38 protein-coding genes and 1 pseudogene are annotated in these 24,934 nt (G+C 69.3%); 2 read left to right on the top strand and 37 right to left on the bottom strand.

All coding sequences use genetic code 11. From position 1 onward, the window contains the following. The first annotated feature begins 139 nt into the window (after positions 1–139). A complete protein-coding gene (gene coaA / locus QPK52_RS10125; protein ID WP_410540275.1) occupies positions 140–1,120 on the top strand; it encodes a type I pantothenate kinase in 981 nt (326 codons plus the stop codon). 103 nt (positions 1,121–1,223) lie between these two features. On the opposite strand, the gene glmM is transcribed toward coaA, so the two are convergent. The 4 genes and pseudogenes from glmM to QPK52_RS10145 all read right to left on the bottom strand — a co-directional run. Then, complete coding sequence (gene glmM / locus QPK52_RS10130) at positions 1,224–2,582, bottom strand: phosphoglucosamine mutase (protein WP_410537097.1); 1,359 nt, start codon at positions 2,580–2,582, stop codon at positions 1,224–1,226. A 247-nt stretch (positions 2,583–2,829) separates the two neighbouring features. After that, the gene (gene rpsI / locus QPK52_RS10135) at positions 2,830–3,333 is read right to left on the bottom strand and encodes a 30S ribosomal protein S9 (protein ID WP_093851435.1); all 504 of its coding nucleotides are present in this window, start codon (positions 3,331–3,333) and stop codon (positions 2,830–2,832) included. 39 nt (positions 3,334–3,372) lie between these two features. Further along, positions 3,373–3,816, bottom strand: coding sequence for a 50S ribosomal protein L13 (gene rplM / locus QPK52_RS10140; protein ID WP_093660647.1), 444 nt, complete (start codon positions 3,814–3,816; stop codon positions 3,373–3,375). A gap of 251 nt (positions 3,817–4,067) precedes the next feature. Beyond that, positions 4,068–4,426: pseudogene (locus QPK52_RS10145) on the bottom strand (hypothetical protein); the annotation flags it as partial. A 19-nt stretch (positions 4,427–4,445) separates the two neighbouring features. Between QPK52_RS10145 and QPK52_RS10150 the strand changes: the two are divergent. Beyond that, complete coding sequence (locus QPK52_RS10150; protein ID WP_410537099.1) at positions 4,446–5,363, top strand: hypothetical protein; 918 nt, start codon at positions 4,446–4,448, stop codon at positions 5,361–5,363. 61 nt (positions 5,364–5,424) lie between these two features. Here the strand turns inward: QPK52_RS10150 and QPK52_RS10155 are convergent, their stop codons facing one another. From QPK52_RS10155 to rpsJ, 33 genes are all read right to left on the bottom strand, one after another. After that, positions 5,425–6,363, bottom strand: a complete 939-nt coding sequence (locus tag QPK52_RS10155; protein ID WP_410537100.1) for a D-alanyl-D-alanine carboxypeptidase family protein — start codon at positions 6,361–6,363, stop codon at positions 5,425–5,427. 86 nt (positions 6,364–6,449) lie between these two features. Next, the gene (gene truA, locus QPK52_RS10160; RefSeq protein WP_410537102.1) at positions 6,450–7,319 is read right to left on the bottom strand and encodes a tRNA pseudouridine(38-40) synthase TruA; all 870 of its coding nucleotides are present in this window, start codon (positions 7,317–7,319) and stop codon (positions 6,450–6,452) included. A gap of 104 nt (positions 7,320–7,423) precedes the next feature. Further along, entirely contained in the window at positions 7,424–7,987 is a 564-nt protein-coding gene (gene rplQ / locus QPK52_RS10165) for a 50S ribosomal protein L17 (protein ID WP_093660639.1), read from the bottom strand. 204 nt (positions 7,988–8,191) lie between these two features. Continuing rightward, positions 8,192–9,214, bottom strand: coding sequence for a DNA-directed RNA polymerase subunit alpha (locus QPK52_RS10170; protein WP_093660637.1), 1,023 nt, complete (start codon positions 9,212–9,214; stop codon positions 8,192–8,194). A gap of 137 nt (positions 9,215–9,351) precedes the next feature. Beyond that, positions 9,352–9,978, bottom strand: coding sequence for a 30S ribosomal protein S4 (gene rpsD, locus QPK52_RS10175; protein ID WP_093660635.1), 627 nt, complete (start codon positions 9,976–9,978; stop codon positions 9,352–9,354). A 27-nt stretch (positions 9,979–10,005) separates the two neighbouring features. Further along, a complete protein-coding gene (gene rpsK / locus QPK52_RS10180) occupies positions 10,006–10,410 on the bottom strand; it encodes a 30S ribosomal protein S11 (protein ID WP_004571845.1) in 405 nt (134 codons plus the stop codon). Between the two features lie 65 nt (positions 10,411–10,475). Beyond that, positions 10,476–10,856 (bottom strand): 30S ribosomal protein S13, encoded by a 381-nt coding sequence (gene rpsM / locus QPK52_RS10185; RefSeq protein ID WP_093660633.1) that lies wholly within the window; start codon positions 10,854–10,856, stop codon positions 10,476–10,478. Positions 10,857–11,059: 203 nt separating this feature from the next. Further along, positions 11,060–11,173: a 50S ribosomal protein L36 gene (rpmJ, locus tag QPK52_RS10190; protein ID WP_003956441.1), complete on the bottom strand. Its 114-nt coding sequence runs from the start codon at positions 11,171–11,173 to the stop codon at positions 11,060–11,062. Between the two features lie 59 nt (positions 11,174–11,232). Next, positions 11,233–11,454 carry a translation initiation factor IF-1 gene (gene infA / locus QPK52_RS10195; protein ID WP_003948620.1) on the bottom strand — a complete coding sequence of 74 codons (222 nt, stop codon included), beginning with the start codon at positions 11,452–11,454 and terminating at the stop codon, positions 11,233–11,235. Positions 11,455–11,730: 276 nt separating this feature from the next. After that, a complete protein-coding gene (gene map / locus QPK52_RS10200; protein ID WP_410537112.1) occupies positions 11,731–12,567 on the bottom strand; it encodes a type I methionyl aminopeptidase in 837 nt (278 codons plus the stop codon). Between the two features lie 137 nt (positions 12,568–12,704). Continuing rightward, positions 12,705–13,373 carry an adenylate kinase gene (locus QPK52_RS10205; protein ID WP_410537114.1) on the bottom strand — a complete coding sequence of 223 codons (669 nt, stop codon included), beginning with the start codon at positions 13,371–13,373 and terminating at the stop codon, positions 12,705–12,707. Then, positions 13,373–14,689, bottom strand: coding sequence for a preprotein translocase subunit SecY (secY, locus tag QPK52_RS10210; protein WP_410537116.1), 1,317 nt, complete (start codon positions 14,687–14,689; stop codon positions 13,373–13,375). Before secY ends, QPK52_RS10205 begins: the two co-directional genes overlap by 1 nt. Before the next feature lie 198 nt (positions 14,690–14,887). After that, complete coding sequence (gene rplO, locus QPK52_RS10215; protein WP_093660625.1) at positions 14,888–15,343, bottom strand: 50S ribosomal protein L15; 456 nt, start codon at positions 15,341–15,343, stop codon at positions 14,888–14,890. A 1-nt stretch (position 15,344) separates the two neighbouring features. Further along, positions 15,345–15,527: a 50S ribosomal protein L30 gene (gene rpmD, locus QPK52_RS10220; protein WP_093660623.1), complete on the bottom strand. Its 183-nt coding sequence runs from the start codon at positions 15,525–15,527 to the stop codon at positions 15,345–15,347. Then, positions 15,527–16,132, bottom strand: a complete 606-nt coding sequence (rpsE, locus tag QPK52_RS10225) for a 30S ribosomal protein S5 (RefSeq protein ID WP_093660621.1) — start codon at positions 16,130–16,132, stop codon at positions 15,527–15,529. The genes rpmD and rpsE overlap by 1 nt, the downstream gene beginning before the upstream one ends. Before the next feature lie 43 nt (positions 16,133–16,175). Continuing rightward, positions 16,176–16,559 (bottom strand): 50S ribosomal protein L18, encoded by a 384-nt coding sequence (gene rplR, locus QPK52_RS10230; protein WP_093660619.1) that lies wholly within the window; start codon positions 16,557–16,559, stop codon positions 16,176–16,178. A gap of 3 nt (positions 16,560–16,562) precedes the next feature. After that, positions 16,563–17,102: a 50S ribosomal protein L6 gene (gene rplF, locus QPK52_RS10235; protein WP_093660617.1), complete on the bottom strand. Its 540-nt coding sequence runs from the start codon at positions 17,100–17,102 to the stop codon at positions 16,563–16,565. A 24-nt stretch (positions 17,103–17,126) separates the two neighbouring features. After that, complete coding sequence (gene rpsH / locus QPK52_RS10240; RefSeq protein ID WP_093660615.1) at positions 17,127–17,525, bottom strand: 30S ribosomal protein S8; 399 nt, start codon at positions 17,523–17,525, stop codon at positions 17,127–17,129. 217 nt (positions 17,526–17,742) lie between these two features. Next, a complete protein-coding gene (locus QPK52_RS10245) occupies positions 17,743–17,928 on the bottom strand; it encodes a type Z 30S ribosomal protein S14 (RefSeq protein ID WP_014144326.1) in 186 nt (61 codons plus the stop codon). A gap of 3 nt (positions 17,929–17,931) precedes the next feature. Then, the gene (gene rplE, locus QPK52_RS10250; RefSeq protein ID WP_206348893.1) at positions 17,932–18,495 is read right to left on the bottom strand and encodes a 50S ribosomal protein L5; all 564 of its coding nucleotides are present in this window, start codon (positions 18,493–18,495) and stop codon (positions 17,932–17,934) included. Next, positions 18,495–18,818, bottom strand: a complete 324-nt coding sequence (rplX, locus tag QPK52_RS10255) for a 50S ribosomal protein L24 (protein ID WP_093660609.1) — start codon at positions 18,816–18,818, stop codon at positions 18,495–18,497. The genes rplE and rplX overlap by 1 nt, the downstream gene beginning before the upstream one ends. 3 nt (positions 18,819–18,821) lie before the next feature. Then, positions 18,822–19,190 carry a 50S ribosomal protein L14 gene (gene rplN / locus QPK52_RS10260; protein ID WP_055718836.1) on the bottom strand — a complete coding sequence of 123 codons (369 nt, stop codon included), beginning with the start codon at positions 19,188–19,190 and terminating at the stop codon, positions 18,822–18,824. 100 nt (positions 19,191–19,290) lie between these two features. Then, the gene (rpsQ, locus tag QPK52_RS10265; RefSeq protein WP_093660607.1) at positions 19,291–19,578 is read right to left on the bottom strand and encodes a 30S ribosomal protein S17; all 288 of its coding nucleotides are present in this window, start codon (positions 19,576–19,578) and stop codon (positions 19,291–19,293) included. Continuing rightward, positions 19,578–19,802, bottom strand: a complete 225-nt coding sequence (gene rpmC / locus QPK52_RS10270; protein WP_031510591.1) for a 50S ribosomal protein L29 — start codon at positions 19,800–19,802, stop codon at positions 19,578–19,580. Before rpmC ends, rpsQ begins: the two co-directional genes overlap by 1 nt. Next, a complete protein-coding gene (gene rplP / locus QPK52_RS10275) occupies positions 19,802–20,221 on the bottom strand; it encodes a 50S ribosomal protein L16 (protein ID WP_031510592.1) in 420 nt (139 codons plus the stop codon). The genes rpmC and rplP overlap by 1 nt, the downstream gene beginning before the upstream one ends. Positions 20,222–20,226: 5 nt before the next feature. After that, positions 20,227–21,057 carry a 30S ribosomal protein S3 gene (gene rpsC, locus QPK52_RS10280; RefSeq protein WP_410537120.1) on the bottom strand — a complete coding sequence of 277 codons (831 nt, stop codon included), beginning with the start codon at positions 21,055–21,057 and terminating at the stop codon, positions 20,227–20,229. Beyond that, the gene (gene rplV, locus QPK52_RS10285) at positions 21,057–21,404 is read right to left on the bottom strand and encodes a 50S ribosomal protein L22 (RefSeq protein WP_028420772.1); all 348 of its coding nucleotides are present in this window, start codon (positions 21,402–21,404) and stop codon (positions 21,057–21,059) included. Before rplV ends, rpsC begins: the two co-directional genes overlap by 1 nt. Before the next feature lie 46 nt (positions 21,405–21,450). Further along, a complete protein-coding gene (gene rpsS, locus QPK52_RS10290; protein WP_093660601.1) occupies positions 21,451–21,732 on the bottom strand; it encodes a 30S ribosomal protein S19 in 282 nt (93 codons plus the stop codon). 14 nt (positions 21,733–21,746) lie between these two features. After that, complete coding sequence (rplB, locus tag QPK52_RS10295; protein ID WP_093660599.1) at positions 21,747–22,583, bottom strand: 50S ribosomal protein L2; 837 nt, start codon at positions 22,581–22,583, stop codon at positions 21,747–21,749. 39 nt (positions 22,584–22,622) lie between these two features. Beyond that, entirely contained in the window at positions 22,623–22,946 is a 324-nt protein-coding gene (gene rplW / locus QPK52_RS10300; RefSeq protein ID WP_093660597.1) for a 50S ribosomal protein L23, read from the bottom strand. Beyond that, on the bottom strand, positions 22,946–23,596 hold the full coding sequence (rplD, locus tag QPK52_RS10305; protein ID WP_093660595.1) for a 50S ribosomal protein L4: 651 nt from the start codon (positions 23,594–23,596) through the stop codon (positions 22,946–22,948). Before rplD ends, rplW begins: the two co-directional genes overlap by 1 nt. Before the next feature lie 8 nt (positions 23,597–23,604). Then, positions 23,605–24,252, bottom strand: coding sequence for a 50S ribosomal protein L3 (gene rplC / locus QPK52_RS10310; protein ID WP_410537123.1), 648 nt, complete (start codon positions 24,250–24,252; stop codon positions 23,605–23,607). A 14-nt stretch (positions 24,253–24,266) separates the two neighbouring features. After that, positions 24,267–24,575: a 30S ribosomal protein S10 gene (rpsJ, locus tag QPK52_RS10315; protein ID WP_004571821.1), complete on the bottom strand. Its 309-nt coding sequence runs from the start codon at positions 24,573–24,575 to the stop codon at positions 24,267–24,269. Positions 24,576–24,934 lie beyond the last annotated feature (359 nt).

Genomic DNA, 24,934 nt, shown 5'->3' on the forward strand with positions numbered 1-24,934 from the left:
GCCACGTACACCCCCCTCGCACACACATCTGTGCTGCTGATCACATGGGAACGGCCGTGAGACCGGCCGCGCGCGGCCCGACAATGGGCCCGTGTCCACCCCCGTCACCGCCTCCTGGCCCTCCGCCGCGTCCGGCGCCCTGCCGCAGCAGCGCCGCGGCCGGCCGTCCGACGCGAGCCCCTTCGTCGACCTGGGACGGGCCGAGTGGAGCGCCCTGCGGGAGAAGACCCCGCTGCCCCTGACCGCCGCGGAGGTGGAGGAGCTGCGCGGGCTCGGCGACGTCATCGACCTCGACGAGGTGCGGGACGTCTACCTGCCGCTGTCCCGGCTGCTCAACCTCTACGTCGGCGCCACCCACGGGCTGCGCGGCGCGCTCAACACCTTCCTGGGCGACGCGGGCGGCGGGCACGGCGCCCAGCGCGGCACCCCGTTCGTCATCGGGGTCGCCGGCAGCGTCGCGGTCGGCAAGTCCACGGTGGCCCGGCTGCTGCGTGCGCTGCTGGCCCGCTGGCCCGAGCATCCGCGTGTGGAGCTGGTGACCACGGACGGCTTCCTGTTCCCGAACGCGGAGCTGCACCGGCGCGGGCTGATGTCGCGCAAGGGCTTCCCCGAGTCCTACGACCGCCGAGCCCTCACGCGGTTCGTCGCGGACGTCAAGTCGGGCCGGGAGGAGGTCACCGCCCCCGTCTACTCGCACCTGATCTACGACATCGTCCCCGGCGAGGTGCTGACGGTGCGCCGCCCCGACATCCTGATCGTCGAGGGCCTCAACGTCCTCCAGCCGGCCCTGCCGGGCAAGGACGGCCGCACCCGGCTGGCCGTGGCCGACTACTTCGACTTCTCCGTCTACGTGGACGCGCGCACCGAGGACATCGAACGGTGGTACCTGGGCCGCTTCCGCAAGCTGCGCGAGACGGCCTTCCAGAACCCGTTCTCCTACTTCCGCAGGTACACGCAGGTGTCGGAGGAGGAGGCGCTGGACTACGCGCGCGGGATCTGGCGGACGATCAACCGCCCGAACCTGGAGGAGAACATCGCCCCGACCCGGGGCCGCGCCGGCCTGATCCTGCGCAAGGGGCCGGACCACAAGGTCCAGCGCCTGTCGCTGCGCAAGCTCTGACCGGACGCCGGACGCGCGACACCGGGAGGCGGGGACGGCCGGTGGCCGCCCCCGCCTCCCGCCGCCGTAGCGGGCCGCGCGCCCGCGCGGACCGCGCCGGACGTCAGCCCAGCGCCGACTTGACCTCGTCCGCCAGCCGCTCCGCCACCGCACGGGCCTGTTCGAGATCGGCCGCCTCGACCATCACCCGCACCAGCGGCTCCGTGCCGGAGGAGCGCAGCAGCACCCGGCCGGTCTCGCCCAGCTCCTTCTCCGCCTGGTTCACGGCGGTGGCCAGCCGGGCCGAGGAGCCGACCCGGGTCTTGTCCACGTCCCGCACGTTGATCAGCACCTGCGGCAGCCGCCGCATGACGCCCGCCAGCTCCGCCAGGGGCCGGCCGGTGGCGGCCACCCGCGCGGCCAGCATCAGACCGGTCAGGGTGCCGTCGCCGGTGGTGGCGTGGTCCAGGGCGATCACGTGCCCGGACTGCTCGCCGCCCAGCGAGTAGCCGCCGCGCTTCATCTCCTCCAGCACATAGCGGTCGCCGACCGCCGTCTGGAGCAGCTCCACGCCCTCGCGCTCCATCGCCAGCTTGAAGCCCAGGTTGGACATCACCGTGGCCACCACGGTGTTCCCCCGCAGCGTCCCGGCCTCCTTCATCCCCAGGGCCAGCACGCTGAGGATCTGGTCGCCGTCGACGTCGTTGCCGTCCGCGTCCACGGCCAGGCAGCGGTCGGCGTCGCCGTCGTGCGCGACGCCCAGGTCGGCGCCGTGCTCGACGACGGCCGCGCGCAGGCCCTCCAGGTGGGTGGAGCCGCAGCCGTCGTTGATGTTGAGCCCGTCGGGCTCGGTGGCGATGGTGACCACCTCGGCGCCCGCCCGCGCGAACGCCTCCGGGGAGACCCGCGCCGCCGCGCCGTGCGCGCCGTCGATGACGACCTTGAGCCCGTCGAGCCGGTTGGGCAGGACGCCGACGAGGTGGGCGACGTACTTGTCGAAGCCCTCGTCGTACTCCTTCACCCGGCCCACCCCGGCACCGGTCGGGCGGTCCCAGGGCTCGCCGGAGGCGTGCTCGCGGTAGGTCCGCTCGATGCGGTCCTCCAGCTCGTCGGCGAGCTTGTGGCCGCCGCGGGCGAAGAACTTGATGCCGTTGTCGGGCATGGGGTTGTGGCTGGCGGACAGCATCACGCCCAGGTCGGCGCCGAGCGCGCCGGTCAGGTACGCCACGGCCGGGGTCGGCAGCACGCCCACCCGCAGCACGTCCACGCCCGCGCTGGCCAGCCCGGCCACCACCGCGGCCTCCAGGAACTCCCCGGACGCGCGCGGATCACGTCCGACCACCGCCACCGGGCGATGGCCCTTGAACGTGCCCGCCTCGGCGAGCACGTGCGCCGCCGCGACCGACAGACCGAGCGCCATTTCGGCGGTCAGGTCGGCGTTGGCGACTCCGCGCACACCGTCCGTACCGAAGAGTCGTCCCACCGTGGTTCCTCCGAGTTCCGAGCTGAGCTCTCCGGGCCTGCCGCGGGCCCGGTCCATCCAGATATACGCCCCTTGGCGGCGGATGCGGCACGGCCGTGCGCCCGGCATGCCGACGGTCGCCCCACCGGACGCGCCGGTCCGGGGACGAGCGGCGGGCCCGAAGACGAGCGCCCCGACGCACCGTGACGGTGCTGTCGGGGCGCTCGCCAGCGGATCCCAGGGGTTCCAGCGGACAGCCGGGCGCGGATCAGCGCTTGCTGTACTGGGTGCCCTTGCGGGCCTTCTTCAGACCGGCCTTCTTCCGCTCGACCGCGCGGGCGTCGCGGGTCAGGAAGCCGGCCTTCTTCAGCGGGCCGCGGTTGTTCTCCACGTCCGCCTCGTTCAGGGCGCGGGCCACGCCCAGGCGCAGCGCGCCGGCCTGGCCGGAGACGCCGCCGCCGCTGATGCGGGCGATGACGTCGTAGCGGTTGTCCAGCTCCAGAACCTTGAACGGCTCGTTGACTTCCTGCTGGTGCACCTTGTTCGGGAAGTAGGCCTCCAGGGTGCGGCCGTTGATCTTCCACTGGCCGCTGCCCGGCACGATGCGCACGCGGGCGATGGCGTTCTTCCGGCGCCCGGTGCCGGCGCCCGGCTGGGGCTCACCGAAACGGGACGCGAGGGACTCGGTGGTGTACTCCTCGACACCCTCGGGGGTCTCGGTGGTGTACTGCTCGACCTCTTCGATCGGGGTCTCGGCGGTGGTCTCGGCCACGGTTCTCCTCAGCTCTCTTCAGTCTTGGTTGTGGCCGGACTACTGCGCGACCTGGGTGATCTCGAACGGGACCGGCTGCTGGGCGGCGTGCGGGTGGTTCTCGCCCGCGTAGACCTTCAGCTTCGAGAGCATCTGGCGGCCCAGGGAGTTCTTCGGGAGCATGCCCTTGATGGCCTTCTCCACGGCCTTCTCCGGGTTGTTCTTCAGCAGGTCGTCGTAGCGGACGGACCGCAGACCGCCGGGGTAGCCGGAGTGGCGGTAGGCCAGCTTCTGGGTCCGCTTGTTGCCGGAGAGGTGCACCTTGTCGGCGTTGATGATGATGACGAAGTCACCAGCGTCAACGTGCGGCGCGTACACCGGCTTGTGCTTGCCCCTCAGAAGGGTGGCGGCCTGGGAGGCCAGACGGCCCAGGACGACGTCGGTGGCGTCGATGACGTGCCACTGGCGCTGGACGTCGCCGGGCTTGGGGCTGTACGTACGCACGGTCGTAGCCTTCGCTTCTTCAGTGAGTGTTTCCTGACAAGGTCACCGGAGATCACGACAGCCCTGACCTCGCGCCGGTGACGCAAGCCGATGCGGGTCGCTGGTCATCGTCCTGGTGGACCAGGCGTAGCGGCCTCTCACGTGAGAACGAGCAAGCCAATACGCACAACGAACCAGCAGGATACCGGCCGTCCTCCGCATGGGTCAAAACGCCCCTCGCCGAGCGCCCCCGCGCCCTCCCGCGAACCCCCTCAGCACGCCCGCGCCACCCGCCCTTCGTCCCTCCCCCATGGCCCTCCGGGCATGGGAGGTGCCCCCATGGGCTCCGGCGCCTCCCGCACCCTGCCGTCCGCGCCGAAGACCAGGAAGCGGTCGAAGGTGCGGGCGAACCAGCGGTCGTGCGTCACCGCCAGCACCGTCCCCTCGTACGCCTCCAGCCCCTGCTGGAGCGCCTCGGCGCTCTCCAGGTCCAGGTCGTCGGTCGGCTCGTCCAGCCCTCCGGCTCCGGGTGGACGGGGGCACCTCCCGGCGGTAGCCGGGAGAGCCTCTGGGCGAAGCGGCCGGGCACCACCCTCGCGCCCAGCTTCCACTGGCCGGTCCGGGCGACGTCAGCGAATAAGATGCGGGGCATGAGCTTTGGGCAGGGGGGGCCGGGCTGGGGCCCGGGAGGACCGTCGGGGCCGTCCGGTCCGCCGGAGCCGTTCGGACGGCCGGGGCCTTCAGGACCACCCGGGCCGTCGGACCCGTCCACACCGGACTGGGCGGCGCTGGCCGAGCGGAGCGAGCGCGCCCGCGCCCGGCGCCGCCGCTGGCTGGTGATCGGCGGCGGGGCGGTGGCCACGGCCGTCGTCGCCGCGATCGTGGCGGTCGCCGTCGTCAACGAGGGCGGCTCGGGCTCCAGGCCCTCCGCCGCCCCCTCCCCGACGCCGTCGGCCGCCGAGGCGCCGCCCGGACCCGAGCAGCCCGAGCCCACCTTCTCCTCCGAGCCCCCTCCCCCGCCGCCGGACCCGCGGGACTTCCTCTCCAGCGCCGAGAAGGACACCGCCCCGCTCGGCGCGGACACGCTCTTCCCCGGCGACTCCATGAAGGCCAACGGCCGCGCCTACGACAGGGGCGCCACGGCCACCACCGAGAGCTGCGCGTCCGGCACCCAGGGCGCGCTCGGCGCGGTGCTGACGGACAACGGCTGCCGCGAGCTGATCCGGGTGACGTACACGCGCGAGGGGGTGGCCGTCACCGTCGGCGTCGCGGTCTTCGACGACGCCGGGGCCGCACGGAAGGCCAAGGAGCAGTCCCGGCCCAACATCGCCTCGCTGCCCGGATCGGGTGTTCCCACCTTCTGCCGGGGCGGCGTGACGTGCCGCACCTCCGCCAACGCGCTGGGCCGCTACGCGTACTTCACCGTCTCCGGCTACACCAGCGGCAAGGACGTCACCGCATCCGAGACCGCCGCCCGCCAGGCCGGCCTGGACGCCGCCGACTTCGCCTTCGCCCGCATCCTCGAACGCGGCCGGGAGCAGGCGGCGGCCTCGGTCACGGGCGGCTGACGGAACGCCGCGCCGCCCCGGGCCCGTCCCGGGGCGGCGCGGGGACGCCGGTCCCGCGACGTCAGTCCTGCTGGGCCCCCGGCGGGAGCGTGCGCAGGGTCACCTTGGTGGCCGTCTTCTGCTGGAAGGCCCAGTCGAGCATCCTCGTCGCGTCCCGGTACCGGTCGGAGCTGTTGAGTATCACGCCGACGACCGTGCGCCCGTCACGCGTCGCCGCGAAGACCAGGCAGGGGCCGGCCTTGGAGCCCGTACCGGTCTTGATGCCGATCACGCCCTTGTACGAGCCGAGCAGCTTGTTGGTGTTGTACCAGGTGTACGTGCGGCCGTTGGTCGCCTTCTGGACGGTCTTGGTCGACTTGACCACCGTCTTGAACGTGGAGTTCGCCAGCGCGTGCCGCGCCAGCTTCGCCATGTCGCGGGGGGTCGAGTAGTTCTCTCCGCTCTTTGAGATGCCGTCGAAGGAGTCGAACTTCGTGTTCTTCATCCCCAGGTCGGCGGCCTTCTTGTTCATCTTGGAGATGAACGACTTGGTGCGGGCGGCCACCGTGCTCCCGCTGCCGAAGGTGTCCGCCAGCGCGTACGCCGCGTCGCAGCCGGAGGGCAGCATCATCCCGTACAGCAGCTGGCGCACCGTGAGCTTGTCGCCCGTCTTCAGGTCCGCGGTGCTGGCCCCGTACCTGGTCACGTAGTCGCGGTAGGCCTTCTTGACCGTGACCTTGCGGTCCAGGTCGACGCCCTTGGTGGTCACCACGACCGCCGCGGCCATGATCTTGGTCGTGCTGGCCATCTCGCGCCGGGTGTCGGCGCCCTTGCCCCACAGGGTCTTGTTGGGACCGCTGTCCAGCAGGAAGGCACCCTTGGCGGCTATCCCGGACGGTCCCCCGGCCGCCTGGGCGGGCGCCGCCGTCGGGCCCGCGAGGAGTACGGCGCAGGCCGCCGCCAGCACCACGCCCGCCCTGCGGATCCCCCTTGTGCGAAGTCTCAATGGATGCTCCGTCATCAGTGGTCGTCGGGCCCGCACGGCGCGGGCCCGACTACTGGACGACCGAGCGGCGGCGGTGGTTGCCCACCGGAACCGGCCAACCGTCAGCAGCACCCCGCCCCGGCCACCGCACCGGCGCCCGGGAGGGTGCGGCGGTTGCGCGCCTCTGCGTTGCGCGCGGCCAGCATCCCGTCGGCCGGGTAGCCGACCTCCTCCAGGGTCAGCCCGTGCGGCCGCACCACGTGCACCGCCGAGTCCCGCACCCCGGCCGCCAGCACCCGTCCCGGCCACGACGGAGGGCGGTGGCCGTCGCCGACGAAGAGCAGCGCGCCCACCAGCGAGCGCACCATGTTGTGGCAGAAGGCGTCGGCGACCACCCGGGCCTCCACGATGCCGTCGGGGCGGCGCCGCCAGCTCAGCTCCCTGAGCGTCCGTATGGTCGTCGCGCCCTCGCGCCGCTTGCAGTAGGCGGCGAAGTCGTGCTCCCCCAGCAGCCGTTCGGCCGCCTCGTTCATGGCTTCCACGTCCAGCGGCCAGTCGTGCCACAGGACGTGACCGCGCTGGAGCGGGTCCACCCCTCCCGGGTGGTCGCAGACGCGGTAGGCGTAGCGGCGCCAGACCGCCGAGAAGCGCGCGTTGAAGTGGGGCGGGGCCTCACCGACTCGGTGCACCCGTACGTCGTGCGGCAGCCGCCCGGCCAGCCGGCGCAGCAGCCGCTCCCGGTGCGCCTCCCACAGCGCGGCGGGCAGATCGACGTGCGCCACCTGGCCGCGGGCGTGGACGCCCGCGTCGGTGCGGCCGGCGACCGTCAGCTCGAAGACCTCCTCCGAGCGGGTCACCACCCGCAGCGCGTCCTCCAGCTCGCCCTGCACGGTGCGCCGCCCGCGCTGCCGCGCCCAGCCGGAGAACTCCCTGCCGTCGTACGACAGGTCCAGCCGGACCCGTACGTACCCGGGCTCCACCTCGTCGCTCACACCGTGATCCTCTCGGAAAGCGCCTGAACGGCGGCGGACCCGCTCCCGGGAGGAGGCGGGTCCGCCGCGTCGTGCTCCGGGTGCCCCGGAGCGGAAGGAGCGCCTCAGGCGTCCTTCTTCTCCTCGGCCGGAGCCTCGGACTCACCGGCGGCCTCGGTCTCGGAGGCCTCGGACTTCTCCTCGGCCGGGGCCTCGGACTCGCCGGCGGCCTCGTCCTTCTTGAGGTCCTTCAGGGCCTCGTCGCCCGCGGCGTCCTTGGCGGAGCGCTTCGTGGCGGCCTCGGCCTCGCCGACGGCCTCCTGCTGCACCGTCAGGGCCTCCACCAGCTCGATGACCGCCATGGGCGCGTTGTCGCCGCGACGGTTGCCGATCTTGGTGATGCGGGTGTAACCGCCGGGGCGGTTCTCGTAGCGCGGGCCGATCTCGGTGAAGAGCGTGTGCACGACGCTCTTGTCGAGGATCGTCCGCATCACCTGGCGGCGGTTGTGAAGGTCGCCCTTCTTCGCCTTGGTGATCAGACGCTCGGCCACCGGGCGCAGGCGGCGGGCCTTGGCCTCGGTGGTGGTGATGCGGCCGTGCTCGAAGAGGGCGGTGGCGAGGTTCGCCAGCATGGCCTTCTCGTGCGCGGCGCCGCCGCCGAGGCGGGCGCCCTTGGTGGGCTTCGGCATGGTTCTTCTCCTCGATGTCTGCACCGGCCGTATCAGGTACCGGTGTCAGTGTCCGTACGGGCTTGTGCCCGCCGGAGCCGGGGCGCGCGACCGCGGTCGTGGCCGGTCGTACGCTCCGGAAAGCGTGGGCCGACCGGGCGCGGGCGGATGCCGCGCCCGGTCGGGATGCCGGTGGGGACCGGCGTCAGTACCGCTCGGTGCCGGTCAGTACTGCTCGGTCTCGACGAAACCGGAGTCCGCGTCGTCGTCGGCGCCGAAGGCGTCCGCGGCGGCGGTCGGGTCGAATCCGGGCGGGCTGTCCTTGAGGGTCAGGCCCATGCCGGCCAGCTTCGCCTTGACCTCGTCGATCGACTTGGCGCCGAAGTTGCGGATGTCGAGCAGGTCCGCCTCGGAGCGGGCCACCAGCTCGCCCACCGAGTGGATGCCCTCGCGCTTGAGGCAGTTGTAGGAGCGGACGGTCAGCTCCAGCTCCTCGATCGGCAGGGCCAGGTCGGCGGCGAGCGCGGCGTCCGTCGGGGACGGGCCCATGTCGATGCCCTCGGCGTCGACGTTCAGCTCGCGGGCCAGGCCGAACAGCTCGACCAGGGTCTTGCCGGCGGAGGCCATGGCGTCGCGCGGGCGCATGGACTCCTTGGTCTCGACGTCGACGATCAGCTTGTCGAAGTCGGTGCGCTGCTCGACACGGGTCGCCTCGACCTTGTAGGTGACCTTGAGGACCGGCGAGTAGATGGAGTCGACCGGGATGCGGCCGATCTCCTGGCCGGCCTGCTTGTTCTGCACGGCGGAGACGTAGCCGCGACCGCGCTCGACGGTCAGCTCCATCTCCAGCTTCCCCTTGCCGTTCAGCGTGGCGAGGACCAGGTCGGGGTTGTGCACCTCGACACCGGCCGGCGGGGCGATGTCGGCGGCGGTGACCAGACCCGGGCCCTGCTTGCGCAGGTACATCACGACCGGCTCGTCGTGCTCCGAGGAGACGACCAGGCTCTTGATGTTGAGGATCAGGTCGGTGACGTCCTCCTTGACGCCCGGCACGGTGGTGAACTCGTGCAGGACCCCGTCGATCCGGATGCTGGTCACGGCAGCACCGGGGATCGAGGACAGGAGCGTGCGGCGCAGGGAGTTTCCGAGGGTGTAGCCGAAGCCCGGCTCCAGCGGTTCGATCACGAACCGGGAACGGAACTCGTCCACGACCTCTTCGGTCAGTGAGGGGCGCTGAGCGATCAGCATGGGGATGTGCCTCCAGTCTTCGGCAACCGCTATTTGATGCCGAGCACCGGGCGGGAGCCCGGTCGTCTACTGCAAGGGTACGGGCGGTGCGGCCCGTGCGGGCCGCACCGCCCGTGACCGTGAGCCGGTACTCCGGATTACTTGGAGTACAGCTCGACGATCAGCTGCTCCTGCACCTGGGTGTCGATCACCTGGCGCTCGGGCAGCGAGTGGACGAGGATCCGCATCTTCGACGGGATGGCCTCGAGCCACGCGGGCACGGTCTTGTCCCCGGCCTCCGCCTGCGCCACCTGGAAGGGGGTCAGGTTGCGGGAGGACTCGCGGACCTCGACGATGTCGTTGGGAACGACGCGGGCCGACGGGATGTCGGTCTTGCGGCCGTTCACCGTGATGTGCCCGTGGCGGACGAGCTGGCGGGCGTGGTCGCGGGACTTGGCGAAGCCGGCCCGGTAGACCACGTTGTCCAGACGGGACTCCAGGATCTGGAGCAGGTTCTCGCCCGTCTTGCCCTGCTTGCGGTTGGCCTCGTTGAAGTAACCGCGGAACTGCTTCTCGAGGACACCGTAGATGCGGGCGGCCTTCTGCTTCTCACGCTTCTGCAGCAGGTACTCGCTGTCCTTGGTGCGCCCGCGTCCGTGCTCACCCGGGGGGTAAGGACGGATCTCGATCGGGCACTTCGCGCTCTCGCACTTGGCTCCCTTGAGGAAGAGCTTCTGCTTCTCCCGACGGCAACGCTTGCAGTCGGCCCCGGTGTAACGCGCCATGTTCGTGTATCTCCTACTTCAGCTGGATCAGACGCGGCGACGCTTCGGCGGGCGGCAGCCGTTGTGCGGGGTCGGGGTGACGTCCTGGATCGAGCCCACCTCGAGGCCGGTGGCCTGGAGGGAGCGGATCGCGGTCTCACGGCCGGAGCCGGGACCCTTGACGAACACGTCGACCTTGCGCATGCCGTGCTCCTGCGCACGCCGGGCGGCCGACTCGGCGGCCATCTGCGCGGCGAACGGCGTCGACTTGCGCGAACCCTTGAAGCCCACGTGACCGGCGGAAGCCCAGGAGATCACGTTGCCGGTGGGGTCGGTGATGGAAACGATGGTGTTGTTGAACGTGCTCTTGATGTGAGCGTGCCCGTGGGCGACGTTCTTCTTCTCCTTGCGGCGCACCTTCTTGGCGCCGGCCGTACGGCCCTTCGGAGGCATAGAAAAATACTCCTATGGAGGTGGTCGGTCCTGCGATCCGGACCACTGGCGGTGTCCGGTGAGGACTACTTCTTGCCCGGCTTCTTCTTGCCGGCGATCGCGCGACGCGGGCCCTTGCGGGTGCGGGCGTTGGTGCTGGTGCGCTGGCCCCGGACGGGCAGGCCGCGGCGGTGGCGCAGACCCTGGTAGCTGCCGATCTCGACCTTGCGGCGGATGTCGGCCTGGATCTCGCGGCGGAGGTCACCCTCGGTGCGGATGTTGGCCTCGACATACTCGCGGATCCTGACGAGCTCTTCCTCGGTCAGGTCGCGGACGCGGGTGTCCGGGTTCACACCGGTGTTCGCAAGCGTCTGCTTGGAGAGCGTGCGACCGATGCCGAAGACATAGGTGAGAGCGACCTCCACGCGCTTGTCGCGCGGGAGGTCGACGCCTTCGAGGCGTGCCATGAACGTGGCTCCTGGTTTCGTTGGAGGTCTTCCGCAGCACCGTTCCCGTAGCGAGTACGAGCCGGGTCCCCGGCCTCCGTCCGGGGGTGTCGTCCCCACCGGCGTTAACAGGTGTCACGGCGGGGGGTCGGGTGTCTGCGTATCTACATGTCGCTTGCGTCGCGCGAAGAACCGCGAGAGGTGCGAGGCGTGGAGGTCTTGCGTCAGCCCTGGCGCTGCTTGTGGCGCAGGTTGTCGCAGATGACCATGACCCGGCCGTGGCGGCGGATCACCTTGCACTTGTCGCAGATCTTCTTGACGCTCGGCTTGACCTTCATGGGATGTGAGGTTCTCCGGGTCAGGCCACCACTCCGCACGGGCGGAGTGAGGGCGAGATCTACTTGTAGCGGTAGACGATCCGCCCGCGCGTCAGGTCGTAGGGGGACAGCTCCACCACGACACGGTCGTCGGGAAGGATACGGATGTAGTGCATCCGCATCTTGCCGCTGATGTGCGCGAGGACCTGGTGCCCGTTCTGGAGCTCCACCTTGAACATCGCGTTCGGGAGAGACTCGACGACGGTGCCCTCGATCTCGATGGCCCCTTGTTTTTTGGCCATGCTTGAGCGCTTCACCTTCCGGGATCGGCTACCTGGGTCAGCCCGTGGGTGCGCGCAGGCACACATGGACCGACGAGCCAGTCTACGGCACGGCTCCGGGAAAGACGAATCGGGGATGTATGCCCATCGTGGGAGATCTTTATGCGGTCCGGAGGAACTTCCCGGGCTCACCGCCCGGCTCACCGCGGGACCGGTGGTGGCGCGGCCGGGGTGTGCGCTCCGTACACCCCGGCGAGGGTGGACGACGGCCGGGGGCCGCGGGGCCCGGGGGCCCGGTCAGTCCAGCGGGTCGGGGGCGGTGGTGATGCCGTACTCCGCCAGCTTCGCCCGGCCGCCGTCCGGCGCCGTCAGCACCAGCGGACCCTGCTCGGTCAGCGCGACGGAGTGCTCCCAGTGGCAGGACCAGGTGCCGTCGTTCGTCTTGACCGTCCACTCGTCCTCGAGGACGTGGGTCTTGGCGGTGCCCAGGCTGACCATCGGCTCGATCGCCAGGCACATGCCCGGCACCAGCTTCGGGCCCCGGCCGCGCCGGCGGTCCACGTAGTTCAGCAGGTGCGGGTCCATGTGCATCTGGCTGCCGATGCCGTGGCCGCCGTAGTCCTCGATGATGCCGTAGCGGCCGGAGGCCGGGCGGGGCTGGCGGCGGATGTAGCCCTCGATCGCCTTGGAGATGTCCACCAGCCGGTTGCCCTTGCGCATCGCCGCGATGCCGGCCCACATCGACTCCTCGGTGACCCGGCTCAGCTCGTGCACCTCGGGCGAGTGGCCCTCGCCGACGAAGACGGTGATCGCCGCGTCGCCGTGCCAGCCGTCGACGATCGCGCCCGCGTCGATGGAGATGATGTCGCCCGACTCCAGCACCGTCTCCCGGTCGGGGATGCCGTGGACGACGACGTCGTTCACCGAGGTGCAGATGTTGCCGGGGAAGCCCCCGTAGCCGAGGAAGTTCGGCTTGGCGCCGTGGTCGGCGAGCACCTTCGCGGCGACCTCGTCCAGGTCCTTGGTGGTCGCGCCGGGCACCGCGGCCTTGCGGCAGGCCGCGTGCATCGCGGCGACGACCAGCCCGGCCGCGCGCATCTTCGCGATCTGCTCGGGGGTCTTGATCTCCACCATGACGGCTGACGCCTTCCAGCTCGCGGTTGTCTGTGGCACATCCGGCCCGGCGCGCTGCCGCCGGGCCCGTTCACTACACGATACGGCCGCGGTGCCCGCCCCGGGCACCGCGGCCTTCTCGCCGTTCCTCGCCGGGGTCAGGCCCCGGGCTGCCCGGCCGCGTGGCCGAGCGCCTCCATCGCGCGCCGGGTGACCTCGGACACCTTGCCGAGCGCCGAGATCGTCACCACCAGGCCCTGGGCCTTGTAGTAGTCGATGATCGGCTCGGTCTCGGTGTGGTAGACCTCCAGGCGCTTGCGGACGGTGTCCTCATGGTCGTCCTCGCGCTGGTAGAGCTCGCCGCCGCAGACGTCGCAGACGCCCTCGGTCTCCGGCGGGGTGTACACGACGTGGAAGATGTGGCCGCTGTCGTTGCGGCACATCCGCCGTCCCGCGATCCGCTTCACGACCTCGTCCTCGGGGACCTCCAGGTCCAGCACGGCGTTCAGCCGGGTGCCGGACTCGCGCAGGATGCCGTCCAGCGCCTCGGCCTGGCCGATGTTCCGCGGGAAGCCGTCGAGCAGGAAGCCGTCGGCGGCGTCGGGCTGCTCCATCCGGTCCCGGGCCATGCCGATGGTGACCTCGTCGGGTACGAGCTTGCCGGCCCGCATGTACTCCTGCGCCTTCTGCCCGAGCTGGGTGCCCTGGCTGATGTTGGCGCGGAAGAGGTCGCCTGTGGAGATGTGCGGAATGGACAGGTTCTCGGCCAGGTACGCGGCCTGCGTGCCCTTGCCCGCGCCAGGCGGTCCGACGAGGACGATTCGCATCAGCGGAGGAACCCTTCGTAATGGCGCTGCTGAAGCTGGCTCTCGATCTGCTTCACGGTCTCCAGACCGACACCCACGATGATCAGGATGCTGGTCCCGCCGAACGGGAAGTTCTGATTCGCGTTGAACAACACCAGCGCGACGGTGGGCACCAGAGCGATCAGACCCAGGTACAGCGAACCGGGCCACGTGATGCGGTTCAGCACGTAGCTCAGGTACTCCGCGGTGGGACGTCCGGCCCGGATGCCCGGAATGAAACCACCATACTTCTTCATGTTGTCGGCAACTTCTTCGGGGTTGAAGGAGATGGCGACGTAGAAGAAGGCGAAGAACACGATCAGCACGAAGTACGTGATGATGTAGTACGGGTGGTCACCCGTGACGAGGTGCCGGTTGATCCAGTCGGCCCAGCCCGCCTGCGAACCGCTGAACTGAACGATCAGCGCCGGGATGTAGAGCAGGGACGAGGCGAAGATGACGGGGATCACACCCGCCTGGTTCACCTTCAGGGGGATGTAGGTGGAGGTGCCGCCGTAGGAGCGGCGCCCGATCATGCGCTTGGCGTACTGCACGGGGATGCGCCGCTGCGCCTGCTCGACGAAGACCACCAGGCCGACCATCGCCAGACCCGCGAGGAGCACCACGCCGAACTCGATCCAGCCGTCCGCCAGGTGGCCCTGCACCTTGATGGCCCACAGCAGACCCGGGAAGCCGGCGGCGATCGAGACGAACATCAGGATCGACATGCCGTTGCCGATGCCGCGGTCGGTGATCAGCTCACCCATCCACATGATCAGCGCGGTGCCGGCGGTCATGACGATCACCATGGTGATCGTGGTGAAGATGGAGTCGTCCGGGATGATCTGGTCACGGACGGTGCACTGCGCGAAGAGGCTGCCGCTGCGGGCCGTCGCCACCAGGCCGGTGGCCTGGAGCACACCGAGCGCCACCGTCAGGTAGCGGGTGTACTGCGTGATCTTCGCCTGGCCGGACTGCCCCTCCTTCTTGAGGGCCTCCAGCCTCGGGATCACCACCACCAGCAGCTGCAGGATGATGCTCGCCGTGATGTAGGGCATGATCCCGAGCGCGAAGACGGTCAGCTGCAGCAGCGCGCCACCACTGAACATGTTGACCAGGCCGAAGAGGCCGGCGCCGGCGCCCTCGGCCTCTTTCACGCACTGGTTGACGTTCTCGAAGCTGACACCCGGGACGGGGATGTGTGCCCCGAGGCGGAAGAGCACCATGATGCCAAGGGTGAACAGCAGCTTCTTGCGCAGGTCGGGCGTCTTGAACGCCCGGGCGAACGCGGTGAGCACGGTGCCTCCTGCGCCCCCCGCGTCGCACGCGAGAGGTTACGGTCGTGAGGATCAACGGATAAAACGGTTCAGATTCCACAGGAGGGGCCCTGTGGAGGTCAATAACGCACGACACCTTACCGGCGACCGTGCCCCCCTTGGAACGACCAACCGGGGACGCCCGTTCCTGGGCGCCCCCGGTTGCTCAGTTCACCGTGCTCAGACGAGCTCGGTGACGGTGCCTCCGGCAGCGGTGATCTTCTCCTTGGCGGAGCCGGAGACCTTGTCCACGGTCACCTGCAGCGCCACGGAGATCTCCCCGTTGCCCAGCACCTTCACGAGCTGGTTCTTGCGAACCGCACCCTTGGCGACCAGGCCCTCGACGGTGACCTCGCCACCCTCGGGGTAGAGGTCCGCCAGCTTGTCCAGGTTCACGACCTGGTACTCGGTGCGGAAGGGGTTCTTGAAGCCCCTGAGCTTGGGCAGCCGCATGTGCAGCGGCATCTGCCCGCCCTCGAAGCTCTCCGGAACCTGGTAACGGGCCTTGGTGCCCTTGGTGCCACGACCGGCGGTCTTGCCCTTGGACGCCTCACCGCGACCGACACGGGTCTTGGCGGTCTTGGCGCCCGGGGCGGGCCGGAGGTTGTGGACCTTCAGCGGCTTCTGCTCCGCCATGTCAGTCGACCTCCTCGACCGTCACGAGGTGGCGGACGGTCTGCACCATGCCGCGGATCTCGGGACGGTCCTCCTTGACGACCGAGTCGTTCACTCGCCTGAGGCCGAGGGAACGCAGGGTGTCGCGGTGGTTCTGCTTGCTGCCGATGTAGGACTTGGTCTGGGTGACCTTCAGGCGTGCCATCAGGCGCTCACCCCAGCCCGCGCCCGCAGCAGAGCGGCGGGAGCAACGTCCTCCAGCGGCAGGCCGCGGCGGGCGGCGATCTCCTCGGGGCGCTGCAGGCCCCGCAGAGCGGCCACCGTGGCGTGCACGATGTTGATCGGGTTCGACGAGCCGAGGGACTTGCTCAGCACGTCGTGGATGCCCGCGCACTCCAGCACGGCGCGCACCGGGCCGCCGGCGATCACACCGGTACCGGGCGAGGCCGGCTTGAGCAGCACGACACCCGCGGCCTCCTCACCCTGGATCGGGTGGGGGATGGTGCCCTGGATCCGGGGGACCTTGAAGAAGTGCTTCTTGGCCTCCTCCACACCCTTGGCGATGGCGGCCGGCACCTCCTTGGCCTTGCCGTAACCGACACCCACGGTGCCGTCACCGTCGCCCACCACGACCAGCGCGGTGAAGCTGAAGCGACGACCACCCTTCACAACCTTGGCGACGCGGTTGATCGCGACGACCCGCTCGACGTACGCGGTCTTCTCGGCGGCCGCGCCACCGTCCCGCCGGTCCCGTCGGTCCCGCCGCTCGCCGCCACCGGCGCCGCCACCGCGGCGCTGGGGTCCAGCCATTGGAATTACCTCTCTCTATGCGTCCGCTTGCGTGGGGACCGGCTCAGAACCTGAGCCCGGCCTCGCGGGCGGCGTCGGCCAGGGCGGCGATCCGCCCGGCGTACTTGTTGCCGCCGCGGTCGAACACGACGGCCTCGATGCCCGCGGCCTTGGCGCGCTCGGCGACCAGGGACCCGACCTGCTTGGCCAGGGCGGTCTTGTCGCCCTCGGCGCCGCGGATCGAGCTGTCCAGCGTCGACGCCGAGGCCAGCGTGTGGCCCGCGATGTCGTCGATGACCTGCGCCACCATGTGACGGTTGGAGCGCGTCACCACCAGGCGCGGACGCTCGGGGGTGCCCGACACCTTCTTGCGGACGCGGATGTGGCGCCGCTTGACAGCGGCGGCCTTGCGCGCGCTGCCCTTCGCGATCTTCACACCGTATGCCATGGCTTACTTACCAGCCTTTCCGACCTTGCGGCGGATGACCTCGCCCGCGTACTTCACGCCCTTGGCCTTGTACGGGTCGGGCTTGCGCAGCTTGCGGATGTTCGCGGCGACCTCGCCGACCTTCTGCTTGTCGATGCCCTCGACGCTCAGCCTGGTCGGGGACTCCACCTTGAAGGAGATGCCCTCGGGAGCCTTCACCGTGATCGGGTGGCTGTAGCCCAGGGAGAACTCCAGGTCGGAGCCCTTCGCCTGGACGCGGTAACCGACACCGCTGATCTCGAGCTGCTTGCTGTACCCCTGGGTCACGCCAGTGATCATGTTCGCCACCAGCGTGCGGGACAGACCGTGCAGGGCCTTGTTCCGGCTCTCGTCGTTCGGGCGGGTGACGTTGATGACGCCGTCCTCACCCTTGGCGACCTCGATGGGCGCGGCGACGGTGTGCGAAAGGTTGCCCTTGGGCCCCTTCACGTTGACCGTCCGGCCATCGATGGTGACATCCACACCGGCGGGAACCTGGATGGGGAGCTTGCCGATACGCGACATGAGCTTTACCTCCGTTCCCTTCCGTTACCAGACGTAGGCGAGGACTTCCCCACCCACGCCCTTCTTCTGAGCCTGCTTGTCGGTGAGGAGCCCGTGGGAGGTGGAGATGATCGCCACGCCCAGGCCGCCGAGCACCTTCGGCAGGTTGGTGGACTTTGCGTAGACCCGCAGACCCGGCTTGCTGATCCGCTTGATGCCGGCGATCGAACGCTCGCGGTTCGGACCGAACTTGAGCTCCAGGACGAGGTTCTTGCCCACCGGGGCGTCCTCGACCTTCCAGCCGGTGATGTAACCCTCCTGCTGGAGGATCTCCGCGATGTGCGACTTGATCTTGCTGTGCGGCATCACGACGGTGTCGTGGTAAGCCGAGTTCGCGTTTCGCAGACGCGTCAGCATGTCTGCGATCGGATCGGTCATGGTCATGTGATGGCCTTCGGCCTCTCTCGCCGGGGTTTCCTGTCTGCTCCGTCCCTCTCCCCGTACGCGGAACGCGACGGGACGGGTGCGGTGCGGGGACCTACGGCGTAGTAAGACGGTCATGGGCGGCGAGCGCCCAACCCACAAGCCTAGGGCACGCGGGGAGGGCGTTCGCCGGCCAGGATGCTCTTACCGAGAGTTCCTGCGGTCCGCTGGCGCGGACTTACCAGGAGCTCTTGGTGACGCCCGGCAGCTCGCCGCGGTGGGCCATCTCACGAAGGCACACACGGCACAGGCCGAACTTGCGGTAGACGGAGTGGGGTCGGCCGCAGCGCTGGCAGCGCGTGTACGCGCGCACCGAGAACTTCGGCTTGCGGGCGGCCTTGGCAATCAGAGCCTTCTTCGCCACGGCTCACGCCTCCTTGAAGGGGAATCCGAGGTGACGCAGCAGGGCGCGACCCTCCTCGTCGGTGTTCGCCGTGGTGACCACGGTGATGTCCATGCCTCGGACCCGGTCGATCTTGTCCTGGTCGATCTCGTGGAACATGACCTGCTCCGTGAGACCGAAGGTGTAGTTGCCCCTGCCGTCGAACTGCTTCGGCGACAGACCGCGGAAGTCGCGGATGCGCGGCAGCGCGAGCGACAGCAGGCGGTCCAGGAACTCCCACATCCGGTCGCCCCGCAGGGTGACGTGGGCACCGATCGGCTGGCCCTCGCGCAGCTTGAACTGCGCGATGGACTTCCGGGCCTTGGTCACGGCCGGCTTCTGGCCGGTGATCGTGGCGAGGTCGCGGATGGCGCCCTCGATCAGCTTGGAGTCGCGGGCGGCCTCGCCCACACCCATGTTGACCACGATCTTGGTGAGACCGGGGATCTGCATGACGTTCTCGTACTTGAACTCGTCACGCAGCTTGCCCGCGATCTCCTCGCGGTAGCGCGTCTTCAGACGCGGCTGCACGTTCGTGGCGGTAGTCATCAGATGTCCTCACCGGTCCGCTTGGCAACGCGGATCTTGTTGCCGTTCTCGTCGAAGCGGTAACCGACGCGGGTGACGACCTTCTTGCCGTCCTTCTCCACGACGAGCTGAACGTTGCTCACGTGGATCGGGGCCTCGGTCGTCACGATGCCGCCGGTCTTCGAACCGCGAGCGGTCTGGCCGGCCTTGGTGTGCTTCTTGACCCGGTTGACACCCTCGACCAGGACACGGTCCTCGCGGGGGTAGGCCTCGATGACCTTGCCCTGCTTGCCCCTGTCCTTGCCGGTGATGACCTGGACCAGGTCGCCCTTCTTGATCTTCATCGGTTACAGCACCTCCGGCGCGAGGGAGATGATCTTCATGAACTTCTTCTCGCGCAGCTCACGGCCCACCGGGCCGAAGATACGGGTGCCGCGGGGGTCGCCGTCGTTCTTGAGGATGACGGCGGCGTTCTCGTCGAAGCGGATGTACGAGCCGTCGGGGCGGCGGCGCTCCTTGACGGTGCGCACGACGACGGCCTTGACGACGTCGCCCTTCTTCACGTTGCCACCGGGGATCGCGTCCTTGACGGTGGCGACGATGACGTCACCGATGCCCGCGTAGCGGCGGCCGGAGCCACCGAGAACACGGATGCAAAGGATCTCCTTCGCGCCCGTGTTGTCGGCGACACGCAGCCGCGACTCCTGCTGGATCACGTCTATCTCCTGATCGTCTGCCGGTTCCCGGCGGGTGCGCGCTCGCCGCGCGCACCCCGCCGAGCCTGGCGGAACTCGTCCCGAGAAGGGATCTCGGGAATTACTTGGCCTTCTCGAGGATCTCGACGACGCGCCAGCGCTTCGTCGCGGACAGCGGCCGGGTCTCCATCAGGAGAACGCGGTCGCCGACACCCGCGGCGTTCTGCTCGTCGTGCGCCTTGAGCTTGTTCGTACGGCGGATGACCTTGCCGTACAGGGCGTGCTTGACGCGGTCCTCGACGGCGACGACAACGGTCTTGTCCATCTTGTCGCTGACGACCAGACCCTCGCGGGTCTTGCGGAAGCCGCGGTTCTGCTCTGCAGTCTCAGTCACATTCGTCTCGCTCATCAGGCGCTCTCCACCGTCTCGATGCCGAGCTCGCGCTCACGCATCAGGGTGTAGATCCGGGCGATGTCCTTGCGGACGGCCTTCAGCCGGCCGTTGTTCTCCAGCTGTCCGGTCGCCGCCTGGAAACGGAGCTTGAACAGCTCCTCCTTGGCCTCGCGCAGCTTCACGACGAGCTCCTCGTCGCTGAGCTCGCGCAGCTCGCTCGCCTTGGTACCGGCCGCCATCACGACTCACCTGCCTCGCGCCGCACGATCCGGCACTTCATCGGAAGCTTGTGAGCAGCGCGGGTGAGCGCCTCACGAGCAATCTTCTCGTTCGGGTAGGACAGCTCGAACATCACCCGACCGGGCTTGACGTTCGCGACCCACCACTCCGGCGAACCCTTACCGGAACCCATGCGGGTCTCGGCGGGCTTCTTGGTCAGCGGACGGTCCGGGTAGATGTTGATCCACACCTTGCCGCCACGCTTGATGTGACGGGTCATGGAGATACGAGCTGCCTCGATCTGCCGGTTCGTCACGTAGGCGCCGGTCACGGCCTGGATGCCGTACTCGCCGAAAGCAACCTCGGTGCCGCCCTTGGCCATGCCCTTGCGCTTCGGGTGGTGCTGCTTGCGGTGCTTGACCCTGCGGGGGATCAGCATGACGGTCAGGCCTCCTTCCCGGCAGAGCCGGTGCTCTCGGCGGCCGGAGCGGCAGCGGCGCCCTCGGCGGCCTTGGGCGCCTCGGTCCGCTCCTGCTGCGGCTTGCGGCCGCGGCCGCCGCGCTCGCCACCGCGGCGCGGGCGGTCGTTGCCACCGCGCGACGGGCGGTTGCCGGCGCGGGCGGCGGCGTTCTCGGCACGGACCTCGGCGATGTTCTTGACGTCGCCCTTGTAGATCCAGACCTTCACACCGATCCGGCCGAAGGTCGTCTTGGCCTCGAAGAAGCCGTAGTCGACGTTGGCGCGCAGGGTGTGCAGGGGGACCCGGCCCTCGCGGTAGAACTCCGAGCGGGACATCTCGGCACCGCCGAGGCGGCCACCGCACTGGATCTTGATGCCCTTGGCGCCGGCCTTCATCGTGCTCTGCATCGACTTGCGCATCGCACGGCGGAAGGAGACGCGGGAGGACAGCTGCTCGGCGACGGCCTGGGCCACCAGCTGAGCGTCCGTCTCCGGGTTCTTCACCTCGAGGATGTTGAACTGGATCTGCTTGCCGGTCAGCTTCTCCAGCCGACCGCGGATGCGCTCCGCCTCGGCGCCGCGGCGGCCGATCACGATGCCCGGACGGGCGGTGTGAACGTCGACGCGGACGCGGTCACGGGTGCGCTCGATCTCCACCTTGGAGATGCCGGCCCGCTCCATGCCCTGCGTGAGCAGGCGGCGGATCTCGACGTCTTCCTTGATGTAGTCCTTGTACAGCTTGTCGGCGTACCAGCGGGACTTGAAGTCCGTGGTGATGCCGAGCCGGAACCCGTGCGGGTTGACCTTCTGCCCCATTACCGGGTTCCTTCCTTGCTGCTGACGACCACCGTGATGTGGCTGGTCCGCTTACGGATCCGGTAGGCGCGGCCCTGGGCGCGCGGCCGGAACCGCTTCAGGGTCGGGCCCTCGTCGACGTAGGCCTCGGAGATGTAGAGGCTGTCGACGTCCGTGTGGTCGTAGTTGTGCGCGGCGTTGGCGATGGCGCTGTCGAGCACCTTGCCGACGGGCACGCTCGCGGCCTGCGGGGCGAAACGCAGGACCGCCTGAGCCTCCGTGGCGTCCATGCCACGGATGAGGTCCACCACGCGGCGGGCCTTCATGGGCGTGACGCGGATGTACCGCGCCTGGGCCCTGGCTTCCATGGTTGTCCCTTCGGTGTCAGTCATTGGTCTTCGCTACTTCCGCAGATCAGCGACGACGCGACTTGCGGTCGTCCTTCTCGTGGCCGCGGAAGGTGCGGGTCGGCGCGAACTCGCCGAGCTTGTGGCCGACCATCGACTCGGTGACGAACACCGGGACGTGCTTGCGGCCGTCGTGCACCGCGATCGTGTGGCCCAGCATGGCCGGGACGATCATCGAGCGGCGGGACCAGGTCTTGATGACGTTCTTGGTGCCTGCGTCGTTCTGTGCGTCCACCTTCTTGATCAGGTGGTCGTCGACGAAAGGCCCCTTCTTGAGACTGCGCGGCATCGAAAACCCGCCTCCTAGCGCTTCTTGTTCGTCTTGCGGCGGCGGACGATGTACTTGTTGCTGGCCTTCTTCGGCGAGCGAGTACGTCCTTCCTTCTTGCCCCACGGCGAGACCGGGTGACGACCACCGGAGGTCTTGCCCTCACCACCACCGTGCGGGTGGTCGACCGGGTTCATGACCACACCGCGGACGGTCGGGCGGACGCCCTTCCAGCGCATACGGCCGGCCTTGCCCCAGTTGATGTTCGACTGCTCGGCGTTGCCGACCTCGCCGACGGTGGCGCGGCAGCGGACGTCGACCAGGCGGATCTCACCGGACGGCATGCGCAGGTGGGCCATGCGGCCCTCCTTCGCCAGCAGCTGCACGGAGGCACCCGCGGAACGGGCGAACTTCGCGCCGCCGCCGGGCCGCAGCTCGATGGCGTGGATGGTGGTACCGACCGGGATGTTGCGCAGCGCGAGGTTGTTGCCCGGCTTGATGTCGGCGCCGGGGCCGTTCTCGACGCGGTCGCCCTGCTTCAGGCCGGCCGGCGCGAGGATGTAGCGCTTCTCGCCGTCGACGTAGTGCAGCAGCGCGATGCGCGCGGTGCGGTTGGGGTCGTACTCGATGTGCGCGACCTTGGCCGGCACGCCGTCCTTGTCGTGACGACGGAAGTCGATCACGCGGTAGGCGCGCTTGTGGCCGCCGCCCTGGTGGCGGACGGTCACACGACCGGCGTTGTTACGGCCGCCCTTGCTGTGCAGGGGGCGGACCAGCGACTTCTCCGGCGTGGACCGCGTGATCTCGACGAAGTCGGCGACGCTGGAGCCACGACGGCCCGGGGTCGTCGGCTTGTACTTGCGGATACCCATTTCTCAGTCCTCGTCCGATATCGGACGGTGCGACCTCCGTTAGGAGACCGGACCGCCGAAGATGTCGATACGGTCGCCCTCGGCGAGGGTCACGATGGCGCGCTTGGTGTTGGCGCGCTTGCCGTAACCGGTGCGGGTGCGCTTGCGCTTGCCCTGGCGGTTGATCGTGTTGACCCCGGTGACCTTGACCGAGAAGACCGCCTCGACGGCCTGCTTGATCTGGGTCTTGTTGGCACGCGGGTCGACGACGAACGTGTACTTGTTCTCGTCCAGCAGCGCGTAGCTCTTCTCGGAGACCACCGGCTTCACGAGGATGTCGCGGGGGTCGGAGAAGGTCTTGCTGGTGACGGTGGTCTCGGCCATCAGGCCTCGCTCCCTTCGTGCTGGGCGGCCTTGCGGCCGGCCACGAAGCTGTCGAGGGCGGCCTTGGTGAAGACCACGTCGTCGGAGACGAGCACGTCGTAGGTGTTCAGCTGGCCCGGCTCCAGGATGTGGACCTGGGGCAGGTTGCGGGCGGACAGCCACGCGGCCTCGTCGCTCCGCTCGGCGACCAGCAGCACGTTCTTGCGCTCGCTGATCTTGCCGAACAGGGTCTTGGCGGCCTTGGTGGAGATCTCGCCCTCGACCACGCCGGTGACGACGTGGACGCGGCCGTGGCGCGCCCGGTCGGAGAGGGCACCGCGCAGGGCGGCGGCCTTCATCTTCTTGGGGGTCCGCTGCGAGTAGTCGCGCGGCACGGGGCCGTGCACGACGCCACCGCCGGCGAACTGCGGGGCGCGGGTCGAACCCTGGCGGGCGCGGCCGGTGCCCTTCTGGCGGTACGGCTTCTTGCCGCCGCCGCGGACCTCGCCGCGGGTCTTGGTCTTGTGCGTGCCCTGGCGGGCAGCGGCCAGCTGCGCGACGACGACCTGGTGGATCAGCGGAACGCTGACCTGCGCGTCGAAGATCTCCGCGGGGAGCTCGACGGTCCCGGCCTTGTCGCCTGCCGGCGAAAGGATGTCAATGGTGCTCATCGGTTACCTCAGGCCCCCTTGGCCGCGGTACGGACCAGGACGAGGCCGCCGTTCGGACCAGGAACCGCGCCCTTGATGAGCAGCAGGCCCTTCTCCGCGTCAACGGCGTGGACGGTCAGGTTCTGGGTGGTGACCCGCTCGTTGCCCATGCGGCCGGCCATGCGCAGGCCCTTGAACACGCGGCCCGGGGTGGCGCAGCCACCGATGGAACCGGGGGAGCGGTGCTTGCGCTGCGTGCCGTGGCCGGCGCCGAGGCCGCCGAAGCCGTGGCGCTTCATGACACCGGCGGTGCCCTTGCCCTTGCTCTTGCCGGTGACGTCGACCTTCACGCCCGACTCGAACACCTCGGCGGTGATCTCCTGGCCGAGCGTGTACTCGCCGGCGTCGGCGGTACGCAGCTCCACCAGGTGGCGGCGCGGGGTGACGTCGGCCTTGGTGAAGTGGCCCTTGAGGGGCTTGTTCACCTTGCGCGGGTCGATCTCGCCGAAGGCGATCTGGACGGCCTCGTAGCCGTCCTTGTCTGCGGTGCGCACCTGGGTGACGATGCAGGGGCCGGCCTTGACGACGGTGACCGGGACGACACGGTTGTTCTCGTCCCAGACCTGGGTCATGCCGAGCTTCTCGCCCAGGACACCCTTGATCTGCTTGGTGGTCATCTCTACCGGGCCTCTCAGAGCTTGATCTCGATGTCGACGCCGGCCGGCAGGTCCAGGCGCATCAGCGAGTCAACGGTCTTGGGCGTCGGGTCGAGGATGTCGATCAGGCGCTTGTGGGTGCGCATCTCGAAGTGCTCGCGCGAGTCCTTGTACTTGTGCGGCGACTTGATGACGCAGTACACGTTCTTCTCTGTGGGCAGCGGCACCGGGCCCGCGACCGACGCACCAGTACGGGTCACCGTCTCGACGATCTTCTTCGCCGAGGTGTCGATGACCTCGTGGTCGTAGGCCTTGAGCCGGATGCGGATCTTCTGTCCCGCCATGGCTACTTCGTAGTCCTGTCTCTCGTCACGCTCTGGGACCCGGCGGGACCACGCTCTCCTCCGACCCACGCGGTCGGGCGTGTCGCATTCCCGCCACCATGGAAATCCTTGAATTTCCCTGCTTGGGGATGCGGTGCGCGAGACCGCGGAACCGGGGGAGGAAACCCACCGGGCGCCTGGTCGGTACCCCGCCCACGCTTCCCGGAAGATTCCCGTACTTCCGCCCCTGACGAGGGGCGACGAATACATTGGGACTCGCTTCCGGTCCTCCCGGCGGGAGGCGCGCAGCATCGGCACTCAACCGAGCAACCCGGACAGTCTGCCACACGGGGCATCGCCGATGCCAATCGGACCCATGA

Source organism: Streptomyces sp. KL2, assembly GCF_046529545.1.
In the GTDB taxonomy this organism is placed as follows: Bacteria; Actinomycetota; Actinomycetes; order Streptomycetales; family Streptomycetaceae; genus Streptomyces; species Streptomyces radiopugnans.